Source organism: Chryseobacterium sp. 7, from assembly GCF_003663845.1.
Lineage (GTDB): Bacteria > Bacteroidota > Bacteroidia > Flavobacteriales > Weeksellaceae > Chryseobacterium.
In genome coordinates, this window is the sequence record NZ_RCCA01000001.1 from 1,493,506 (window position 1) to 1,512,004 (window position 18,499).

The 18,499-nt window shown below is 35.3% G+C and carries 17 protein-coding genes; 10 read left to right on the forward strand and 7 right to left on the reverse strand.

Features of this window, described 5'->3' with window-relative positions; translation table 11 throughout:
* Nucleotides 1–6: 6 nt before the first annotated feature.
* The 4 genes from CLU97_RS06875 to CLU97_RS06890 all read right to left on the reverse strand — a co-directional run bounded on the left by CLU97_RS06875 (nucleotide 7) and on the right by CLU97_RS06890 (nucleotide 3,517).
* Nucleotides 7–609: an anthranilate synthase component II gene (locus CLU97_RS06875; protein ID WP_121487265.1), complete on the reverse strand. Its 603-nt coding sequence runs from the start codon at nucleotides 607–609 to the stop codon at nucleotides 7–9.
* A gap of 71 nt (nucleotides 610–680) precedes the next feature.
* Nucleotides 681–2,105 carry an anthranilate synthase component I family protein gene (locus CLU97_RS06880; RefSeq protein WP_121487266.1) on the reverse strand — a complete coding sequence of 475 codons (1,425 nt, stop codon included), beginning with the start codon at nucleotides 2,103–2,105 and terminating at the stop codon, nucleotides 681–683.
* A 246-nt stretch (nucleotides 2,106–2,351) separates the two neighbouring features.
* On the reverse strand, nucleotides 2,352–2,996 hold the full coding sequence (locus CLU97_RS06885) for a hypothetical protein (RefSeq protein ID WP_121487267.1): 645 nt from the start codon (nucleotides 2,994–2,996) through the stop codon (nucleotides 2,352–2,354).
* Between the two features lie 59 nt (nucleotides 2,997–3,055).
* Complete coding sequence (locus CLU97_RS06890; RefSeq protein ID WP_121487268.1) at nucleotides 3,056–3,517, reverse strand: cupin domain-containing protein; 462 nt, start codon at nucleotides 3,515–3,517, stop codon at nucleotides 3,056–3,058.
* Between the two features lie 191 nt (nucleotides 3,518–3,708).
* On the opposite strand from CLU97_RS06890, the gene CLU97_RS06895 reads away from it, so the two are divergent.
* The 4 genes from CLU97_RS06895 to lysS all read left to right on the forward strand — a co-directional run bounded on the left by CLU97_RS06895 (nucleotide 3,709) and on the right by lysS (nucleotide 7,114).
* Complete coding sequence (locus CLU97_RS06895; protein ID WP_121487269.1) at nucleotides 3,709–3,927, forward strand: hypothetical protein; 219 nt, start codon at nucleotides 3,709–3,711, stop codon at nucleotides 3,925–3,927.
* A complete protein-coding gene (locus CLU97_RS06900; protein ID WP_121487270.1) occupies nucleotides 3,927–4,301 on the forward strand; it encodes a c-type cytochrome in 375 nt (124 codons plus the stop codon). Before CLU97_RS06895 ends, CLU97_RS06900 begins: the two co-directional genes overlap by 1 nt.
* Nucleotides 4,302–4,304: 3 nt before the next feature.
* Complete coding sequence (rlmF, locus tag CLU97_RS06905; RefSeq protein WP_121487271.1) at nucleotides 4,305–5,234, forward strand: 23S rRNA (adenine(1618)-N(6))-methyltransferase RlmF; 930 nt, start codon at nucleotides 4,305–4,307, stop codon at nucleotides 5,232–5,234.
* Nucleotides 5,235–5,416: 182 nt separating this feature from the next.
* Nucleotides 5,417–7,114, forward strand: a complete 1,698-nt coding sequence (lysS, locus tag CLU97_RS06910; RefSeq protein ID WP_121487272.1) for a lysine--tRNA ligase — start codon at nucleotides 5,417–5,419, stop codon at nucleotides 7,112–7,114.
* A gap of 36 nt (nucleotides 7,115–7,150) precedes the next feature.
* On the opposite strand, the gene CLU97_RS06915 is transcribed toward lysS, so the two are convergent.
* From CLU97_RS06915 to CLU97_RS06925, 3 genes are read right to left on the reverse strand one after another with little or no spacing between them, the layout of a single operon-like run.
* Nucleotides 7,151–7,666, reverse strand: coding sequence for a ClbS/DfsB family four-helix bundle protein (locus CLU97_RS06915; RefSeq protein ID WP_121487273.1), 516 nt, complete (start codon nucleotides 7,664–7,666; stop codon nucleotides 7,151–7,153).
* A gap of 7 nt (nucleotides 7,667–7,673) precedes the next feature.
* Entirely contained in the window at nucleotides 7,674–8,678 is a 1,005-nt protein-coding gene (locus CLU97_RS06920; RefSeq protein ID WP_121487274.1) for a cytochrome d ubiquinol oxidase subunit II, read from the reverse strand.
* Nucleotides 8,675–10,018, reverse strand: a complete 1,344-nt coding sequence (locus CLU97_RS06925) for a cytochrome ubiquinol oxidase subunit I (RefSeq protein ID WP_121487275.1) — start codon at nucleotides 10,016–10,018, stop codon at nucleotides 8,675–8,677. Before CLU97_RS06925 ends, CLU97_RS06920 begins: the two co-directional genes overlap by 4 nt.
* 234 nt (nucleotides 10,019–10,252) lie before the next feature.
* On the opposite strand from CLU97_RS06925, the gene gyrB reads away from it, so the two are divergent.
* From gyrB to CLU97_RS06955, 6 genes are all read left to right on the forward strand, one after another.
* A complete protein-coding gene (gene gyrB / locus CLU97_RS06930) occupies nucleotides 10,253–12,187 on the forward strand; it encodes a DNA topoisomerase (ATP-hydrolyzing) subunit B (protein ID WP_121487276.1) in 1,935 nt (644 codons plus the stop codon).
* An 81-nt stretch (nucleotides 12,188–12,268) separates the two neighbouring features.
* Nucleotides 12,269–12,691 (forward strand): DUF5684 domain-containing protein, encoded by a 423-nt coding sequence (locus CLU97_RS06935; RefSeq protein WP_121487277.1) that lies wholly within the window; start codon nucleotides 12,269–12,271, stop codon nucleotides 12,689–12,691.
* 524 nt (nucleotides 12,692–13,215) lie between these two features.
* The gene (locus CLU97_RS06940) at nucleotides 13,216–13,569 is read left to right on the forward strand and encodes a transposase (RefSeq protein ID WP_317125976.1); all 354 of its coding nucleotides are present in this window, start codon (nucleotides 13,216–13,218) and stop codon (nucleotides 13,567–13,569) included.
* A gap of 90 nt (nucleotides 13,570–13,659) precedes the next feature.
* The gene (locus tag CLU97_RS06945; RefSeq protein WP_121487278.1) at nucleotides 13,660–13,983 is read left to right on the forward strand and encodes a helix-turn-helix domain-containing protein; all 324 of its coding nucleotides are present in this window, start codon (nucleotides 13,660–13,662) and stop codon (nucleotides 13,981–13,983) included.
* Between the two features lie 428 nt (nucleotides 13,984–14,411).
* Nucleotides 14,412–16,304, forward strand: a complete 1,893-nt coding sequence (locus CLU97_RS06950; RefSeq protein ID WP_121487279.1) for a DUF3857 domain-containing protein — start codon at nucleotides 14,412–14,414, stop codon at nucleotides 16,302–16,304.
* A 47-nt stretch (nucleotides 16,305–16,351) separates the two neighbouring features.
* On the forward strand, nucleotides 16,352–18,241 hold the full coding sequence (locus CLU97_RS06955; protein WP_228437556.1) for a transglutaminase-like domain-containing protein: 1,890 nt from the start codon (nucleotides 16,352–16,354) through the stop codon (nucleotides 18,239–18,241).
* Nucleotides 18,242–18,499 lie beyond the last annotated feature (258 nt).

The window sequence follows — 18,499 nt, forward strand, 5'->3', positions numbered from 1 at the left end:
AGGTTTTCATGACAACAGAAAGTTTTTAATAATTACTTCTCCTTCCGGCGTTAAAATGCTTTCAGGGTGAAACTGTACTCCATGTACATCATAGGTTTTGTGCTGCAAAGCCATGATCATTCCATCTTTATCTACAGCAGTGATTTCCAGTTCTTCTGGAAAACCTTCCGGATTGACTGCCCAGCTGTGGTATCTTCCCACTTCCAGTCCTGAATTTAAGTCTTTGAAAATTTTGGTATTTTCTTTTACAATTTCAGTAGTAGTTGCCACCCCATGGAAAATTTCAGAAAGGTTAATCAGAGTTCCTCCGAAAGCTTCAGCGATAGCCTGCTGTCCAAGACATACCCCAAGGATACTTTTTGAAGGAGCATATTCTTTAATAAGGTCTAATAAAATACCCGCTTCTTCAGGAATTCCGGGACCGGGAGAAAGGATGATTTTGTCATATTTTCCAATCTCTTCAAGAGTAATTTTATCATTTCTTACCACATCCACTTTCTGATTCAGAATTCTTTCGATAATCTGGACAAGGTTATACGTAAAGCTGTCATAGTTGTCAAAAACGAGAACTTTAAGCTGTGACTGTTGGGAGTTTATATTGTTGTTCATTGCTTTTTTTGTTAGAGAGTTGCGGGTTGTTTTTGGTTGCGGGTTGCAGGTTGATAGTTGGTGGGTTTATTTTATTTCTCAACTATTTTTTCTGCTTTTTCTACAGCTTTTTTCAGGGCGTTCAGTTTGTTATTGACTTCCTGCAGTTCACTTTCAGGGACAGATTTTGCTACAAGTCCGGCACCCGCCTGATAAAATAAAGTGTTGTTTTTGCTTAAAAAAGTTCTGATCATAATGGCCTGGTTACAGGTTCCGTTCAATCCGATAATTCCTATACATCCTCCATAATATCCGCGGGAATCTTTTTCGTATTGATTGATCAGCTGAAGTGCTTTATGCTTCGGTGCACCGCTCAGTGTTCCTTGTGGAAAAGTGGCGGAAACCATTTCCAGAGGATTAATATTGTCTTCAACATCGGCAGTTACTTCACTTACCATATGAATAACGTGAGAGAATAACTGGATTTCCTTAAGTTTAGTTACCGTTACATTTTTTCCAAGCTTTCCAAGATCATTTCTTGCCAGATCAACCAGCATGGTATGTTCTGCATTTTCTTTGGGGTCAGCTTTTAAAACTTCAATTGCTTGAAGATCAGTTTCAAGGTTTCCTGTTCTTTTGGAAGTTCCCGCAATCGGGTGAATGATCGCTTTGTTATTTTTGATAATTAATTGGCTTTCAGGGCTTGATCCGAATAATTTGTAATTTCCGTAATCAAAATAGAATAGGTAAGGAGAAGGATTGATGTTTCTCAAAGCACGGTATACATTAAACTCATCACCTTTGAACTTCTGCTCAAATCTTCTGCTTAGAACAAGCTGAAAGACATCTCCGCGCATACAGTGTTTCTGGGCTGTTTTTACCAGTTCAAGATAATCTTCATCGGTAATATTAGAGGTTTCCTCACTTGTTTTCTCGAAAGGATAAACCGGAGTATTCTGATTTTTAATAAGGTTTTCCAAAAGATGAAGTTCAGATTTTACCCCATCAATGAAGTTTTCAATCATATGCATTTCATCATTGAAATGATTAATAGCAATTACATATTGATATAATCTGTATCTCATCACAGGAATTTCTACTTCCTTGCTCTGCGGTTTAAGATTGATATTTTCAAAAAACTGTACCGCTTCAAAACTTGTGTAGCCAAAAAGACTCTGAGCTGTTTGTTCTATAGGATCATTCGTTTCTTCACATTTAAAAATTTTACGGAAATTCTCAAATATATCTGTAATCTTCTGGTCATTAATTAATTGCTTTACCGGAGCAGAAGCTGGAAGTTTGATTTCATATTCATCAAGGTTTTTCACTTCTATTCCCGCAATGGCATTTACTGCGATAAAAGAAAAATTATTATCAATACTTTTTGAATCCGAGCTTTCCAGAAGAATGGTATCCCGGAATTTATCCCTGATCTTAAGATAAATATTCATAGGAGTATGGAGATCCCCCAGTGTTTTTTTCGAAACAGTTTTTATTGTAATTGTGTTTGTAAACATCTTATTGTTTTTTGTGAGATTAAGGAATAAAAAAAGGCTTTAACGGTATCCGTCAAAGCCTATATATTGTTTTTTGATTATTTCTGCTGTAGTTAACAACATGACAATACCTCCAGACCCGACGAAGAGTTTGAAAGCCACCACCAAATATTGTTGTTCATTTTTAACATGGGACAAATGTAGAAATTTTTTTAATACTAAGACTAAAAAATATCAAAAAATAAATAAACTTAATATGGAAATCCTCTATTTAAGCTGCTTGAGCTCTTGTTTTAATTCCTTGATTTTTTCTTTGTAAGTTTTGTTATCATCATATTCTACATAATTTTCCAGAGCAGAAATATATTCTTCAATAAACTCTTTATTCGTTCGGTCTGCTTCATATTTAATTCTCGCAGAGTTGACAGGAGCCAGTTTTGAGTACTTAATATTGGCTTGTCCTTCATTTGACTGATAGTAGAGAATGACTATGTTTTTTTCATATCCCGGAATATATTTTACAGGAAATGAAACTTCTGCCTGAGGGATTCGGATTGCATTTTCGATGGGATAGATCGCTGCTGAAGTAGTGGAAAAATAAGTTGAAATATACTTCCCGTCCTGCTTTTTTACAATAGCTTCATAATCATGGATATACATATCATTTAATGTGGAGTTGGTCTCTACATCTGAGGTGATAATAGCTGTACTTTCTACTCCGTATTTGTTTAAAAACCATGCATTTAAAAACTGTCCGCCAACTCCATTTAATATAGCCAGTGGAATGATTGGAATTAAAAACCATGCTTTTTTGGTGAGATAGGAGAGAAGCCCAAAGAACACAAACAGCAGAATCACGGTATAAAAACCATGATGACTGGTGAAAAACAGAATTTTTGAAATTAAAATCATGTTTTAAAATTACTATTATCTTTTTAAAATACAGTTAATTAAATGATAATTGAAGTAACTTATTTTACGGGTTCAGACAAAGGGATATCAGGAGTTCCGCTGTAAAAAACGATAAGAGTGGCTCCTTTATCTCCGGTTTTGCCTCTGTGTGCTACATTTACCATTTCCGGAAGAACTTGTCCTTTTCTTACCCACTGCGTTTTACCATCTTCTTTTCGTTCAATCTGGATTTCTCCTTTTTCCACATAAGCAGCATTGATTACAGAATGTTTATGCCAATCTAAAGCTTTGTTTGGGGGGACGGCAATCTTAAGAACAGAAATTTCAGGTTGTGTGGCAGGATAAGCAGGATATGCCGTTCCATCCCATGACTTTGTCGTTTTTAATAACGTCACTGATTCAATTTTATCAGAATATTCTGATTGTGGATCGTTTGATGAGTTGTCACATGAAAAAAGGAGGAAAGGAAGTATAGCAACGAATGCCGCACTTAATACACTTTTTTTAGTTATAAGTTTCATATTATAGATTGATTTGGTTTGGATAATCTGTTATACAAAAATAACAACCCGGTTTAAATTTCCCTGATGTTTGAAATATTTTTTTATTGATTGGATTACAATTCAGTCAGTAAAAAATATTTATCAAAGAAAACATTTGTCATAAGTTTAAAACTTTATTTTTTATATTTTTGCTTCCAAATTAGAAAAAAATGAAAAAAGTATTAGCAATCGCATTTATCGGAGGTTTATTAGTAGCAAGCTGCAAAAAAAAGCCAGATCACTCTTTACAGGATAGCAACACGATGCTTGAAGAGCCAGAAGCAACTACAGTTGTAGACTCTACTGCTAAGACTGCTGCTCCAGCTGCTGCAACTCCGGCTGCACCTGCACCAGAAGCTGCTAAAACAGATTCTACAGCGAAGAAATAATGAAAAAAATACTTTTAGCAGGAATTGTTGGTCTTATGATCATTTCCTGTTCTAAAAAAGAAAATACAGCAGAGGTGGCAACTTCTTCTGAAACAACTGCTGTTTCAGAGCCTGCTAAAACTAATCTTTCGGGTGATCAGATCATGGAAACATTGGATTGTTCAGGATGTCACGCTGTTAATGAGAGAATGATAGGACCTTCTTATAAGGAAATTGCAGGAAAGTACTCTGAAAAGGATACAGAACTGCTGGCTTCCAAAATTATAGAAGGCGGAAGTGGAGTATGGGGAAGTGTGCCTATGGCCGCCCATCCACAGGTATCGAAGGAAGATGCCAAAAAAATGGTAGAATATATTTTAAGTCAGAAGAAATAAAATATGTCCGCTGAAAAATCCAGTCTGCACACAAGAAATCTACATCGTAATCCCTATGATTTTGATCAGCTTATTTCTTGTGTGCCGGAACTGAAACACTATGTTTTCGAAAATGCTTATCAGACAGTAACCATTAATTTCAGTATTCCAAAAGCTGTAAAACTGCTCAACAAAGCATTACTCTTACATTTCTATAAGATTAAAGGCTGGGACATTCCTGACACCAATCTTTGTCCTCCCATTCCTGGACGGGCAGATTATGTACATTATGTTGCAGATCTTCTGGCGGAACAATCAGATAAAATTCCTACAGGAAATTCTGTAAAAGGTCTGGACATAGGAACAGGCGCTAATCTTGTGTATCCATTAATCAGTTACAGGTCTTATGGCTGGACGATGCTGGGAACAGATATCAATCAGGATTCTTTGAAAAATGCTCAGCATATTCTGGATCAGAATGAAGATTTGTCATCTGTTATTCTATTAAAAAATCAGCCAGAAGTTAATCATATCTTTACCAATATCATTAGTCCTGAAGACAGATTTGCCTTCACCATGTGCAATCCTCCTTTTCACGATTCTGAAGAGTCTGCTATGAAAGGAAATATAAGGAAAACGAAAAATCTCAGCAAATCAAAGAAAGCAAAACCTCTTCTTAACTTTGGCGGTCAGCAGTCTGAGCTGTGGTGTGAAGGAGGTGAACTGGCTTTTATTACAAAGATGATTAATGAAAGTGCATTATTTTCATCACAGGTTCTTTGGTTCACATGTCTGGTTTCCAAAAAAGAAAATCTCAATAAGCTTACGCATCTTTTAAAGAAGGTAAACGCCGTAGAAGCAAAAACTATTGATATGGCTCAGGGACAAAAGGTAAGCAGAATGCTGGCCTGGACGTTTATTCCTAAAAAGGACAGAAAAAACTGGTTGATTTAAAATTCAAAGTTTACAGTTCAAGGTTTAAAGTCTATAGCATAATAATTCAGATCTCAAACCCTGAATCACGGAACACGTATCCCAATAGCCCGCATCTCAACCACTTTTTAAAATTTCTGAAAAAAGACATTGATGGTCAGGTCAAAAATGCCTAAATTTGTACGCTTTTAGAAAAATAAGAAATGCAATTATCAGAACAAGAAATCATTAGAAGAGAAAAGCTGAATAAGCTTACTGAAATGGGAATTAATGCGTTCCCGGCGGATGAGTATATAATCACAGATACTACAGAATCTATAAAACAGGACTTCTCTGAAAGTAAACAGGTGAAGATCGCTGGTAGATTGATGTCCCGCAGAATTCAGGGGAAGGCTTCTTTTGCAGAATTGCAGGATTCTAAAGGAAAAATTCAGGTTTATTTCAACAGAGATGAGATTTGTCCGGGGGAAGATAAAGAATTATATAATGAAGTATACAAGCATCTTTTGGATATCGGTGATATTATCGGAATTGAAGGGGAATTGTTTACGACTCAGGTAGGAGAGAAGACGGTTTTAGTGAAAAACTTTACGCTTCTTACAAAGGCTTTACGTCCACTACCTCAGGCTAAAACTGACGAAAACGGAGTTGTACACGATGGGTTTACAGATCCGGAATTAAGATACAGACAGCGTTATGTAGATTTAACGGTAAATCCGCAGGTTAAAGAAATTTTCGTGAAGAGAACAAAACTGTTCAACGCCATGAGGACATTCTTTAATGATGCAGGATATTTTGAGGTGGAAACACCTATTCTACAGTCAATTCCTGGTGGAGCTGCTGCAAAACCGTTTATCACGCACCACAATGCGCTGGATATTCCATTATATTTAAGAATTGCTAACGAATTATATCTGAAAAGATTAATCGTAGGTGGTTTTGACGGAGTATATGAGTTCTCTAAAAACTTCAGAAATGAAGGGATGGACAGAACACATAACCCAGAATTTACCGCTATGGAAATCTATGTAGCTTACAAAGATTACAACTGGATGATGGATTTCACTGAGAAATTACTGGAATTCTGTGCTATCCAGGTAAATGGAACTACAACAGCTACCTTCGGAGAACACAATGTAGACTTCAAAGCACCTTATCCAAGAGTTTCCATGACAGAAGCGATCCTGAAATTTACAGGATTCGATATTACTGGAAAAACAGAGAAAGAATTATACGATTTTGCTAAGTCTATCGGTATCGAAGTAAACGAGACGATGGGGAAAGGAAAGCTGATTGATGAGATCTTTGGTGAGAAATGTGAAGGAAACTTTATTCAGCCGACTTTCATTACAGATTACCCGATCGAAATGTCTCCACTGACAAAGAAACATAGAAGCAAAGAAGGTTTAACAGAACGTTTCGAATTAATGGTGTGCGGTAAAGAAATCGCAAACGCTTATTCAGAGCTTAATGACCCTATAGATCAGAGAGAGCGTTTTGAAGCACAGATGGCGTTATCTGAAAGAGGAGATGATGAAGCAATGTTCATCGATCAGGACTTCTTAAGAGCTCTTGAATATGGTATGCCGCCAACCTCAGGATTAGGAATCGGTATGGACAGATTAATCATGTTCTTAACGAATAATGCCTCTATTCAGGAAGTATTGTTCTTCCCTCAGATGAGACCAGAGAAAGCGGTTCCGCAAATTGAATTGGGTGAGGATGAAAAAGTGATCCTTGAAATCCTTAATTCTCAGGAAGAAGCAATGTCTTTAGCTGAAGTAAAGGAAAGAAGCCAGTTATCCGGTAAAAAATGGGATAAAGCTTCCAAAACTTTAACAAAGAATAATATTGTGAAAGTAGAGAAGATTGACGAAAATCTTTTGATGAAATTGGCTTAAAATTTCTCAGAAAATACAAATAAAAAAGGTACAGAGCTATTCTGTACCTTTTTCTTTTTTCCATTTCCGAAGCTGTAACCTGAAATTCTTAAACGGAGCGACGGTATTGATATGAATCCATTTCCAGACTGGCCATTGAGCTGATGTTGTTGCCCATTTTCTCTGTCCGGGAGTAAATAATGTCTCATCATCAAGGCTTTCTATCCAGTTAATAATTTTATTAACCTGATTTTGCAGAAGTTCTCTTTGCTTTTGTAAACTATGAGAACCATATTTATTATAAAAAGATTGATATAATCCTCCCAGGTTATTCCATTTGTATTCTGGAGTAGGAGTTTTTACATCAATTCCTTTTTGCTCATCAGCTTCCCATTGCAAAAGCAGGTGAGTCCAGCCTAACTGATAAGAAATATTTTGCGATGGAGTTTTGTCAATTCTTAGCTTCAAAAGATCCCTTTCCTCTTCTTTTATATCATTAAATTCCTCATCATACATTATATGTCTTTTCCTGATCTCCTCAATAAGCGCTGCTTTATCTTTATAAGTCTGCATATTTCATCTATTTTCTCAACTTACTGAAAGAAGCCATCAGATAAAATAAAAACGGAAGAATAAATAATGAACCTAGCATTAAAGCCCAGCCCAATGCCGCAATAGTCTTTTCAGGAGCCATATGCTCAAGTAGTGAAAGGTGCTGTCCGTTTCCTAATAAAATAATATCCGGATTATGCTGATAGGTTGCTGCTACCAGAATCATCACCATCTGAAATCCTGCCAATGCACGTACGGGAAGTAGTTTTTGATGGTTCAAAGCTCTTAAAATAAGCAATAATGCCACTGTAGCAAAGGCAATCGCCATAATACCCAAAGGCTTAGAAAATACCCACATCAAAAGAGGAATATCCGAAATATAAGCCGTAAAAAATACAAGTACTCCGGTAATGACCACAAAGATCATGGTCTGTTTTGATTTTCTTATCATTAATAAAAGATCGGCCTTATCACGGGTTTCTCTTAGTGAAAAGATAGAAGCAAGATAAGCACAAAGTGCCACCGTAAATAAACCTACGGAAACTCCAAACCAGTTCAGCCAGCTGAAAACGTACAGATCCAGAAAACCTACTGCATCAGGATTGATAGAATGGGAAACCGTTGCCGCTGCAATTAATCCCAGAAAGAAAGGCGTTAAAAGGCTCGCATAGTAGAAAATATGAGTATATAAAACCTGCCAGTTGTCCTTCACCGCATCATAATGTCTGAATGTAAATGCAGTTCCTCTCGCAATAATTCCCAGAAGCATCAATACCAAAGGAATATGAAGATAAGTAGACATGGTGGTATAAATTTCAGGAAAACCTACAAAGAGAATTACAATCGCTATGATCAGCCACATGTGATTGGCTTCCCAAACGGGCGCTATGGACTCATACATGATTTCCTGGGTCTTATTTCTGGCTTTTTTATGCGTGAAAAGCTCCACAATTCCAGCTCCGAAATCAGCTCCGCCCAAAATAATATAAAGACAGATGGACAGCCATAGAAAACCTATTACAACGTAAATCATGATTTTTTGTTTTTATCGTTAAACTGAGAATCCGTAGGATCGTAAAGTTTCGGTACCATTTGGATCTGTCTCTTTAAAAGGAAAACAAGAATCAATGATAATGAGATGAAAATAGCCGTAAAGAAATAGAATGAATACTGTATTCCCGGCATAGGAGTAACTGCGTCTACTGTTCTCATAATTCCGTAAATGATCCATGGCTGTCTTCCGACTTCTGTTACCGTCCATCCGGCTTCCAGTGCAATATATCCGAAAGGTGTTGCTATTAAAAAAGTTTTTAGCAACCAATGTTTTGTCAGCCATTCTTTTTTGAAGAAGAAAGCATATAAATAAATAGCACCAATAATAATCATGACTACTCCAAAGAAGATCATAATCTGAAAGGCATAATGAACAACCGCAATCGGAGGCCATTCGTCTCTTGGAAAATCTTTAAGACCTTTTACTTCAGCATTGAAATCATTACTCACCAGAAAACTTAAAACTTTTGGGATTTTCACCGCATATTTTACTTCTTCTTTTTCCTCATCGGGAATTCCACCAATCACAAATGAAGCCCCTTTTTCAGTTTCAAAATGAGCTTCCATTGCTGCTAATTTGATGGGCTGTCTATCTGCTACCGATTTAGCGGCAACATCACCACTTAATGGAGCACCAAATGCTCCGATCAAAGCAAAACCTACCGCAATTCTAAACGCTTTGGTATGAAATTCAATATTTCTTTTTCGCATGATCATAAAGGCATGTACTCCGGCTACTGCAAATCCCGTAGCGCAAAATGCAGCAACCGTCATGTGAAGAGCCTGTGGAAACCATGCATCATTAAACATTGCTTTAATAGGATCTATATTAAGATACTGCCCATTGATATAATCAAAACCGGTAGGAGAGTTCATCCAAGAATTGGCTGCCACTACCAGAATTCCGGAAGCAAGCCCGCTTAGCCCTACAAGAAATCCGCAGAACCAGTGAAACCATTTATTGAATCTTTCCCATCCATATAAAAAGAACCCGATAGCAATTGCTTCAATAAAAAAGGCTGTTCCTTCCAAAGAAAAAGGCATTCCGAAAATAGGGCCCGCATGTTTCATAAAACCGGGCCATAAAAGTCCAAGCTCAAAAGAAAGCATCGTTCCTGAAACGGCTCCTGTAGCAAAAAGGATAGCAACCCCTTTGCTCCATGCTTTTGTTAATCCTTTATATACTTCATTATTGGTTTTAAGGTATTTCCAATGGGCAAAAGCCATCAGAAAAGGCATCACCATACCCACACAGGAGAATATGATATGAAAGCCCAGAGAGAGTGCCATCTGAGCGCGTGCTGCTATAAAATCATCCATAATATCAACTTTTCAGTAAATAAATTTACGCATAAATTATTGATGTTGAATATGATTTACAACAGTTGGTATTTCACCAATACGTTTTAATTTTGATTCTTTTATTAGTATACTTTTCCTTATGTTTTCCCTAAGAAAACTCTACATTTTTTTGACACTTTTTAACTTTCATACCTCGAAAAAAATCACGATATTTGTAAGTCTTTGCATAGAGCAGGATTTTTAATATTTAATATGAGTCAAAAACAATATACAGCTAGTAGTATTCAGGCATTGGAAGGAATGGAGCACGTTCGTATGCGTCCTTCAATGTACATTGGTGATGTAGGAGTCAGAGGACTTCACCACTTGGTTTATGAAGTAGTAGATAACTCTATTGACGAGGCATTGGCAGGATACTGCGACACGATCTTCGTTAGCATCAAGGAAGGAAACGGAATTGAAGTAAGTGATAATGGTAGAGGTATCCCGGTTGATTTCCACGAAAAAGAGCAGAAATCTGCCCTTGAAGTGGTAATGACAAAAATTGGAGCCGGAGGTAAGTTTGATAAAGACTCTTATAAGGTTTCAGGAGGTCTGCATGGGGTAGGGGTTTCGTGTGTGAATGCGCTTTCCAATGAGATGATCACTACTGTTTACAGAGATGGAAATGTTTACCAGCAGATTTATTCCAGAGGAAAAGCACAGACAGGTGTTGAAGAGATTGGTCACAGCGAAAAAAGAGGTACCAAGCAGTTTTTCCAGCCGGATGATAGTATATTTACAGAATTAATTTACAATTACGATACATTAGCAAGCCGTTTAAGAGAACTTTCTTACCTTAATAAAGGAATTACCATTACATTAACTGATGAAAGAGAAGCATTAGAAGATGGTTCTTTCAGAACAGAGATTTTTCATTCTGAGGGAGGATTAAAAGAGTTTGTTGCCTATATTGATGGCAGCCGTGAATCTATCATGGAGCATGTGATTTTCATGGAAGGCGAAAGAGATGATATCCCCGTAGAAGTTGCAATGCGTTACAACACTTCTTTCAACGAAAATTTACACTCTTACGTAAACAATATCAACACTCATGAAGGAGGAACTCACCTGGCAGGTTTTAGACGTGCTTTGACGAGAACCCTTAAGAAATATGCTGATGATTTGGGTATTCCACAGAAAGAAAAAGTGGAAGTGACAGGAGATGATTTCCGTGAGGGATTAACAGCTGTGATTTCCGTAAAAGTAATGGAGCCTCAGTTTGAAGGACAAACGAAAACAAAACTAGGAAACTCTGAAGTTTCCGGAGCTGTAGATAAAATTGTAGGAGAAATGCTTACGAACTTCTTAGAGGAGAATCCGGCAGAAGCTAAGTTGATTGTTCAGAAGGTTGTTTTAGCAGCAAAAGCAAGACAGGCAGCTAAAAAAGCTCGTGAAATGGTTCAGAGAAAATCTCCTATGGGAGGATCTGGCCTTCCCGGGAAATTATCTGACTGCTCATCCAAAGACCCGGCAGAATCTGAATTGTTCCTTGTAGAGGGAGATTCCGCAGGTGGAACAGCTAAGCAGGGAAGAGACAGACACTTCCAGGCTATCCTTCCTTTAAGAGGTAAAATTTTGAACGTAGAAAAATCTATGCTTCATAAAGTTTATGATAATGAGGAAATCAGAAATATCTACACGGCTCTTGGAGTTTCTGTAGGTACTGAAGAAGATAGCAAAGCATTGAACATGGCTAAGCTAAGATACCACAAAATTGTTATCATGACCGATGCCGATATTGACGGATCCCACATTTCTACATTGATTCTTACTTTCTTCTTCAGATATATGAAAGAACTTATTGAGAACGGGTATATTTATATTGCTCAGCCTCCTTTGTATCTATTAAAGAAAGGAAACAAAAAAGTATATGCTTACAACGAAAAAGAACGTGAAGAGTTTACTTTAGAAATGGCTCCGGACGGAAAAGGAGTAGAAGTACAACGTTACAAAGGTCTTGGAGAGATGAACCCTGAGCAGCTTTGGGAAACAACGCTTAACCCTGAACACAGAATTCTGAAGCAGGTAAACATTGATAATGCAGTGGAAGCAGACAGTATTTTCTCAATGCTGATGGGAGATGAAGTTCCGCCAAGAAGAGAGTTTATCGAGAAAAATGCGAAATATGCAAAAATTGATGCATAAACCTTTTTTAAAATATAATAAAAAAGCTTCTAATTATTTAGAAGCTTTTTTTATATTTGGACAAACCAAAAAAACTATAATATGTTAACTCTTTTACAAACAGACCCTTACAATGGGGCGGATGCCGCGTCTGGAGCAGTAGCAGCAGGATTAGGAATAGGAACTATGTTCTTTGGCTTACTTTGCTATATTTTTTATGGATATTGTATGTATAAAATCTTCCAGAAAGCAGGAAGACAAGATGCATGGGCAGCCTTTATCCCAATTTATAATACAATCGTATTGCTGGAAATCGTGAAAAAACCAATATGGTGGATCATTCTTTTCTGTATTCCGTTGGTAAATATCTATGCCATCTGGGTTGTGTATGACAGATTGGCTAAAGGTTTTTCTAAAGAAACTCCATTGTACACTATTCTGATTCTATTTTTCGGATTTATCTTCATCCCGGTGTTGGGTCTTGGAAGTGATCAGTTTGATAGTAAACTGGTTCCGAATGATTAATAAGAAAGAAAAAAACTTAAAGACTTCAGAAATGGAGTCTTTTTTATTTCAAAATTGGAAGTATGAATTTAATATGGACGCTAAAGCTTAAATAGATTACTTTATTAATCATAAAAAACTCAGTGATGTATATCTGTTTTGAAATACGTAATTATCTTATTTTCAGTTATTTATTAGTTGTGTTGTGTTTTTGATGTAGCCATTTTATTGGATTTAAAACTATTTTGTTATCTCTTTGCAGCTAAATTTTAGCGATAATAATTTTATTAACGCAAAACTTTAAGATGAAAAAAATGTTATTATTTAACAATAATCTATTTATTAAATTTTAATAGTTAATAAAACTAAGAGGGTTTAAGAAGCCCATCCTGCCTTACTTTTTAATTGAAGCAGTACTGAAGCAAAGAACACAAGGAAAATTCAGGAAGAGCTTAAATGATTACTTTCTTAGTTTAATGAAATTAAAGTGTAAGTGATTGTTAATCAATTTGTTTTGTAGATGTAGCCATAACTAATCAAAATCTATGAATCTGAAAAATCTGAATATTGGATCGCTTATTAAAGATAGTGTTGTTAAAAGTGAGATTGATATGAACCGTATCTGTAATTTTTTGAATTGTACAGAAAAAGAAGTATTAGAAATGTATGTATCAATGTCATTAAATACAGAAGTATTACTAGGCTGGTTAAAACTTCTTGAATATGAGTTGTTTAGACTTTATCCTCAACATTTGATCCTATACGTCCCACAATCTTCCATGGAATATGTGCACAAGAAAAAAGAAGATAGCTCACTTCCTGCTTTTCGGAAAAATCTTTATACTAAAGAAATTGTAGAATTTGTATTGGAAAAAATCAAAAAAAGGAAAAATGACTAAATCAGAAGTGATTACAAAATATAAGATACCTAGGAATACACTTTATAATTGGTTAGTAAAATATAATGAATAAGAAAAACAACAAATCACATGACAAAAAATATCCCAGATTACAAAAAGATCTATATAGATCTTATTAACGAAAAATATCCAGAAAAAAAAGAAGAATTTAAAATTATATTCTCTAAAAAAGACTTTTCCTTACTTGATGTGATGAAGTGCAGTAAGATGCTTGTGGGTAAAGAAGATGAAAATACTTTTGTATTTAATCAAAAACTTCATTCTTTTGATAAGGAATCTATCCTGAAAATACTTGATTACCAAAAGGACCATAATTATAACAACAGTGAGGTTGCCCGATATTTTAAAATAAGCAGAAATACAATTGCTAGTTGGAAAAAGAGATTTGTTTAAATAAACAATGCTATTAGATTCCAAATATTTATATGTGAAATCTTATAGACTTCAGAAATGGAGTCTTTTTTTATAAACTATTTCTTCAATTGTAGAATTTATTGTACTTCCAGTTATTATTAATTCTACATTATCCCGATATCCCGAATTATAATTTATTTTAAATTTGAAATGCAGATAATATGAAGTTTATCCCTTCGTACCGCAGAATATATACTTCCTTCTCCCAATATAGAATGAGTATAAATATTCTGTTTTTAACTTTTCAGAATTTAATAATGAAAAGTTGATAATGTGTTCATAATCTTATAGGTACATTTAAGATGGTACTTTTTTAAGTATTAGGTTAAGGCTTCACATGTTGAAGCCTTTTATATTTTTTTTAACAGTTATTAAGATTTTATTATTTTTGCATAATTTTAATAACTATGATGAAAATACTAGTTCTTGGGGCTATTTCTGTCGCCTCCTTATATTTTGCCCAAAGCTATCCTGCATCGGCAATTCCTGAAAGTTTAAAGAAAAATGCGAACGTTGTTATCCGTAAAGATCTTACAACCGTTCAGATCAATAAAGTAGATGAAATAAGATATCAGTGCAATACAGTTACCACAGTTTTAAATAAAGATGGCAACGAGCAGGCGGTTGCTTATATTCCTTATGATAAAGCAAGACGTATTTCAAACATTAAAGTGACCATTTATGATGAAGCCGGAAAAAAAATTAAAAGTGTTTCAAAGTCTGATTTTCAGGATATAGCCAATAATTCTCAGGGTGTTTTTTATTCGGATAACAGAATGCTTGTCTATTCATATACACCTGCACAATATCCTTATACGGTTGATTTCTCTTACGAAACAAATGATGAAAATACAGTTTTCATACCAGATTTTGTGCCTTTTACTACTGTAAAAACATCATTGGAAGATGCACAGTTTAAAATTATCAATAACTCAGGAATTGAATTGAGAACTAAGGTTTATCCCTCAAAATACAATTATGCATCTGTGACAGAAAGCGGCAGTGCAAATGATAAAATGTATTCTTATAAAAATGTACCCGCTATTGATGATGCTTTTATGATACCACAGCCTGTTAAAATCTTACCTTCAGTCAACTTTGCTCTGGCAAAATTCAGTCTGGCAGGGAAGCAGGGCACTTTAAATAACTGGAAAGATTTCGGAACCTGGATTTATAATGATCTTCTGATACCCGTTTCAGTATCTACACCTGCCATTAAAGCAGAAGTGGCCTCTTTACAGCTGCAGGGATCTGTAGAAGATAAAGTAAAGAAAATTTATCAGTATATGCAGAACAAAAGTCGTTATATAGCTGTATCATTAGGGATAGGCGGCTGGCAGCCTATGCAGCCGGATGAGGTCCAGAAAAAAGGGTATGGCGACTGTAAAGGACTTACCAATTATATGAGAATCCTCTTGACAGAGGCAGGGATTCCTTCTACATATTGTATCATCAATTCTGGCCGTTCACAGGTTTCCTTTGATCCTGAATTTCCTTCTATGGGGGGAAACCACGTTATCCTGATGGTTCCTACTGAAAAAGGAAATATTTGGCTTGAAAATACTTCTCAGCAAATTGCCTTTAACCACTTAGGTTACACTACCACTGATAGAAATGTGCTTGCTGTAACCCAAAAAGGAATCGAATTAATCAATACGCCAGCTTATAAAGCGGAACAGAATAAAGAAAAGCAGGCTTTGAAAATTAACCTTCAAGAGGATAACAGCATTATAGGAACAGGAAATTTTGCCTACACAGGAAATCAATATGATTATAATTTAAGATTTGCCAATCTTAATCCTAAAGAGAAAAATGATGCAGTGAAAGGAACATTTGATATTTTAAACTTTGAAAAGGTTGAAATGAAAAACTTCAATAATGACAGAGACAATGCCATTATAACCTACGATCTGGATTTTAAAACCAATAATTTTTCTAAAAAAGCAGGAAACAGCCTTCTGTTCAGGTCTGTACCTATTTTTTCTGATGTGATTTATAAAACAGACGAAAGCCGCGAGCTTCCCTTTGAAGTTAATATGTCTTTTGAAGATGAATATGAAATTGTCTACATTCTTCCTAAAGGATACAAAATTGATGAAACCCCGGATAACTCAAATATCACTTCAGAATTCGGCTCTTATAAACTAAGTTTTGTTAGAAGTGATGATCAGGTGAAAGTGATCAGAAAAATGCAGATTAATAAAGGATTATATCCCAAAGAAAAATACAATGACTACATAAGTTTCAGAAAAAAAATTCTGAACATGGATAATTCAAAAATCTTAATAACTAAAATATAATCATTAAAAAAATAATAGTATTGGTGCTTTGCTCTGCCGGTACAATCATGCTGAATGCCCAGAAAAAATACGAATTCCTGAATCCTCCTAAATTTAATGATGCGGATCTGTCTAAAGTAAAATCATTGCTCGATGAAAATGCTCCTGCGGAAATTTTGTATAAATCGGCTTACTTTATGGTAGATGCCTATACGGGGAATCTTCACAAAAAATATTTTTACAGAGTTAAAATCTACGATAAAGATAAAGCTGAGAATTGGTTGAATCTTGAGATTCCTATTTATAATGTGGGTACTAATAGAGAAACATTAGGTAAATTCAAAGCATTTACATACAATCTTGAAAATGGAAATGTAGTTCCTGTAAAAGTGGAGAAAAGTTCTCAGTATAAAAGTAAAGAGAATAAATATGTAAGCCTTACGAAGTTTGCTTTTCCCAACGTGAAAAACGGATCCGTCTTAGAATATCAGTATGAAATTGTGTCTCCGTTTCTTTTCACAATCCCGGAAGTACTGATAGAGTCAGATACTCCTTCACTGAATACCGAATATGTATTGGATGCTCCGCTTAATATCGCTTATAATGTAAATTATACAGGTGAAATGGCTCCAAAATACAGAGAGATTGAAGAAAGAAATTTATATGGTTCACAGTATAAAACATATAGATTCGGCTATGAAAATATAAAAGGTTTCAAAGCTGAGAAATTTGTGAGAAATGATAGAAATTTCCGTACAAAAATCAGTGCTGAGCTTAATTCAACCAATTTTCGAGAGCTTAAACTGTATTCTTCTTCCTGGGAACAAATTGGGAAAAGACTCTATCAGAATGAGGACTTTGGAGAAGAGCTGAAAAGAACAAAATTGGCTAAAGAAAATATGCCGGCAGAAATTTCGACAATGAAAACCGATCTTGAAAAGGCAAATGCTGTTTTTTCTTATGTTCAAAAAACTTTTACCTGGAATAAAGATAAAGGTGTTTATACGGAAGATGGCATCAAAAAATTGCTGGAAACTAAAATCGGTAATGCTGCAGAAATCAATCTTTTCTTAGTGATGATGCTTCGTGAAGCTGGTCTTAAAGCAGATCCATTGGTTATTTCTACAGTAGAAAATGGAGTCATTAATCTTGTATCACCCAATATTTCCAATATGAATTTTGTATTGGCAGCCGTTAATCTTAATGATCAGCTTCATATTTATGATGCCACATCCAAACAGTCTTCACTGGATGAGATTCCTCTTAAGAACTGGAATCAGTTTGGAATCCTGGTAACAAAGGATAAAACGCTGCAGATTCAGATGACGAATACCAAATCCAGTAATACATTCCTTACCGCTAATGCAAAGATCAATGATGACGGAACTATTTCCGGTACTTATTCGGACAGGGATACCGGTGCGTATGCAATGTATGTGAAAGATAGTTACGATGATAACGCAGAGAAGTATAAAAAACAGTATAAGGAAAATTTTTCCATGGACTTTACGGATATTAATTCAAAAGTATTGGAAAATGGAGATTTTGAAAGCAGTATGAAATTCTCTTCATCCAATCTTATTGATAGAGTAGGAAAGAAAATGATTATCAATCCGATGTTGTTTTTAAGCAAGAACTCCAATGAGTTTGATCAGACCGAGGTTAGAAGATATCCTATTGATTTTGGATCACCTACCACCAAAGTTAAAAAAGTAACTCTTGAAATTCCTGAAGGATATGTGATTGAAGAAATGCCTAAAGAGAAAAAGATTGTTACAGAAGATAAAGAAATATCATATAGTTATTATATAGAACAAAAAGGAAATAAACTGGAAGTCACCACAACAACAAAGATTAACAGTGCAGATTATCCTAAAGAATACTACCCGGCATTTAAGCAGATTTGGGGAGTCGCTTCAAAATTTGAAAATCAGGTGATCAGCCTTGTTAAAAAGTAGCCTTTCACATGGTATAATGAACGTAAAAAAGACTTCATCTCTGAAGTCTTTTTTTATTTTTATTTTCTTATTGTTTCTTGTGTAGAAACAATAAATTAATTGATAATCATATGTTTATATGTTGTGCTGTATATTTGTTGTAGTTGCTTTTTGGTCTAAACATAATTTTTTGTTGTCATTTTGCACCGCACAAATTTTAAGACACACAGATGAACACAAACAATAATTTCCTGTTAGCATTCTGCTATTCCCAGCATT

Excerpts from the sequence above, each read along its gene's own strand:
- CLU97_RS06875 (WP_121487265.1), bottom strand. The coding sequence starts at position 609 with ATGAACAACAATATAAACTCCCAACAGTCACAGCTTAAAGTTCTCGTT.
- CLU97_RS06880 (WP_121487266.1), bottom strand. The coding sequence starts at position 2,105 with ATGTTTACAAACACAATTACAATAAAAACTGTTTCGAAAAAAACACTG.
- CLU97_RS06885 (WP_121487267.1), bottom strand. The coding sequence starts at position 2,996 with ATGATTTTAATTTCAAAAATTCTGTTTTTCACCAGTCATCATGGTTTT.
- CLU97_RS06890 (WP_121487268.1), bottom strand. The coding sequence starts at position 3,517 with ATGAAACTTATAACTAAAAAAAGTGTATTAAGTGCGGCATTCGTTGCT.
- CLU97_RS06895 (WP_121487269.1), top strand. The coding sequence starts at position 3,709 with ATGAAAAAAGTATTAGCAATCGCATTTATCGGAGGTTTATTAGTAGCA.
- CLU97_RS06900 (WP_121487270.1), top strand. The coding sequence starts at position 3,927 with ATGAAAAAAATACTTTTAGCAGGAATTGTTGGTCTTATGATCATTTCC.
- rlmF (WP_121487271.1), top strand. The coding sequence starts at position 4,305 with ATGTCCGCTGAAAAATCCAGTCTGCACACAAGAAATCTACATCGTAAT.
- lysS (WP_121487272.1), top strand. The coding sequence starts at position 5,417 with ATGCAATTATCAGAACAAGAAATCATTAGAAGAGAAAAGCTGAATAAG.
- CLU97_RS06915 (WP_121487273.1), bottom strand. The coding sequence starts at position 7,666 with ATGCAGACTTATAAAGATAAAGCAGCGCTTATTGAGGAGATCAGGAAA.
- CLU97_RS06920 (WP_121487274.1), bottom strand. The coding sequence starts at position 8,678 with ATGATTTACGTTGTAATAGGTTTTCTATGGCTGTCCATCTGTCTTTAT.
- CLU97_RS06925 (WP_121487275.1), bottom strand. The coding sequence starts at position 10,018 with ATGGATGATTTTATAGCAGCACGCGCTCAGATGGCACTCTCTCTGGGC.
- gyrB (WP_121487276.1), top strand. The coding sequence starts at position 10,253 with ATGAGTCAAAAACAATATACAGCTAGTAGTATTCAGGCATTGGAAGGA.
- CLU97_RS06935 (WP_121487277.1), top strand. The coding sequence starts at position 12,269 with ATGTTAACTCTTTTACAAACAGACCCTTACAATGGGGCGGATGCCGCG.
- CLU97_RS06940 (WP_317125976.1), top strand. The coding sequence starts at position 13,216 with ATGAATCTGAAAAATCTGAATATTGGATCGCTTATTAAAGATAGTGTT.
- CLU97_RS06945 (WP_121487278.1), top strand. The coding sequence starts at position 13,660 with ATGACAAAAAATATCCCAGATTACAAAAAGATCTATATAGATCTTATT.
- CLU97_RS06950 (WP_121487279.1), top strand. The coding sequence starts at position 14,412 with ATGATGAAAATACTAGTTCTTGGGGCTATTTCTGTCGCCTCCTTATAT.
- CLU97_RS06955 (WP_228437556.1), top strand. The coding sequence starts at position 16,352 with ATGCTGAATGCCCAGAAAAAATACGAATTCCTGAATCCTCCTAAATTT.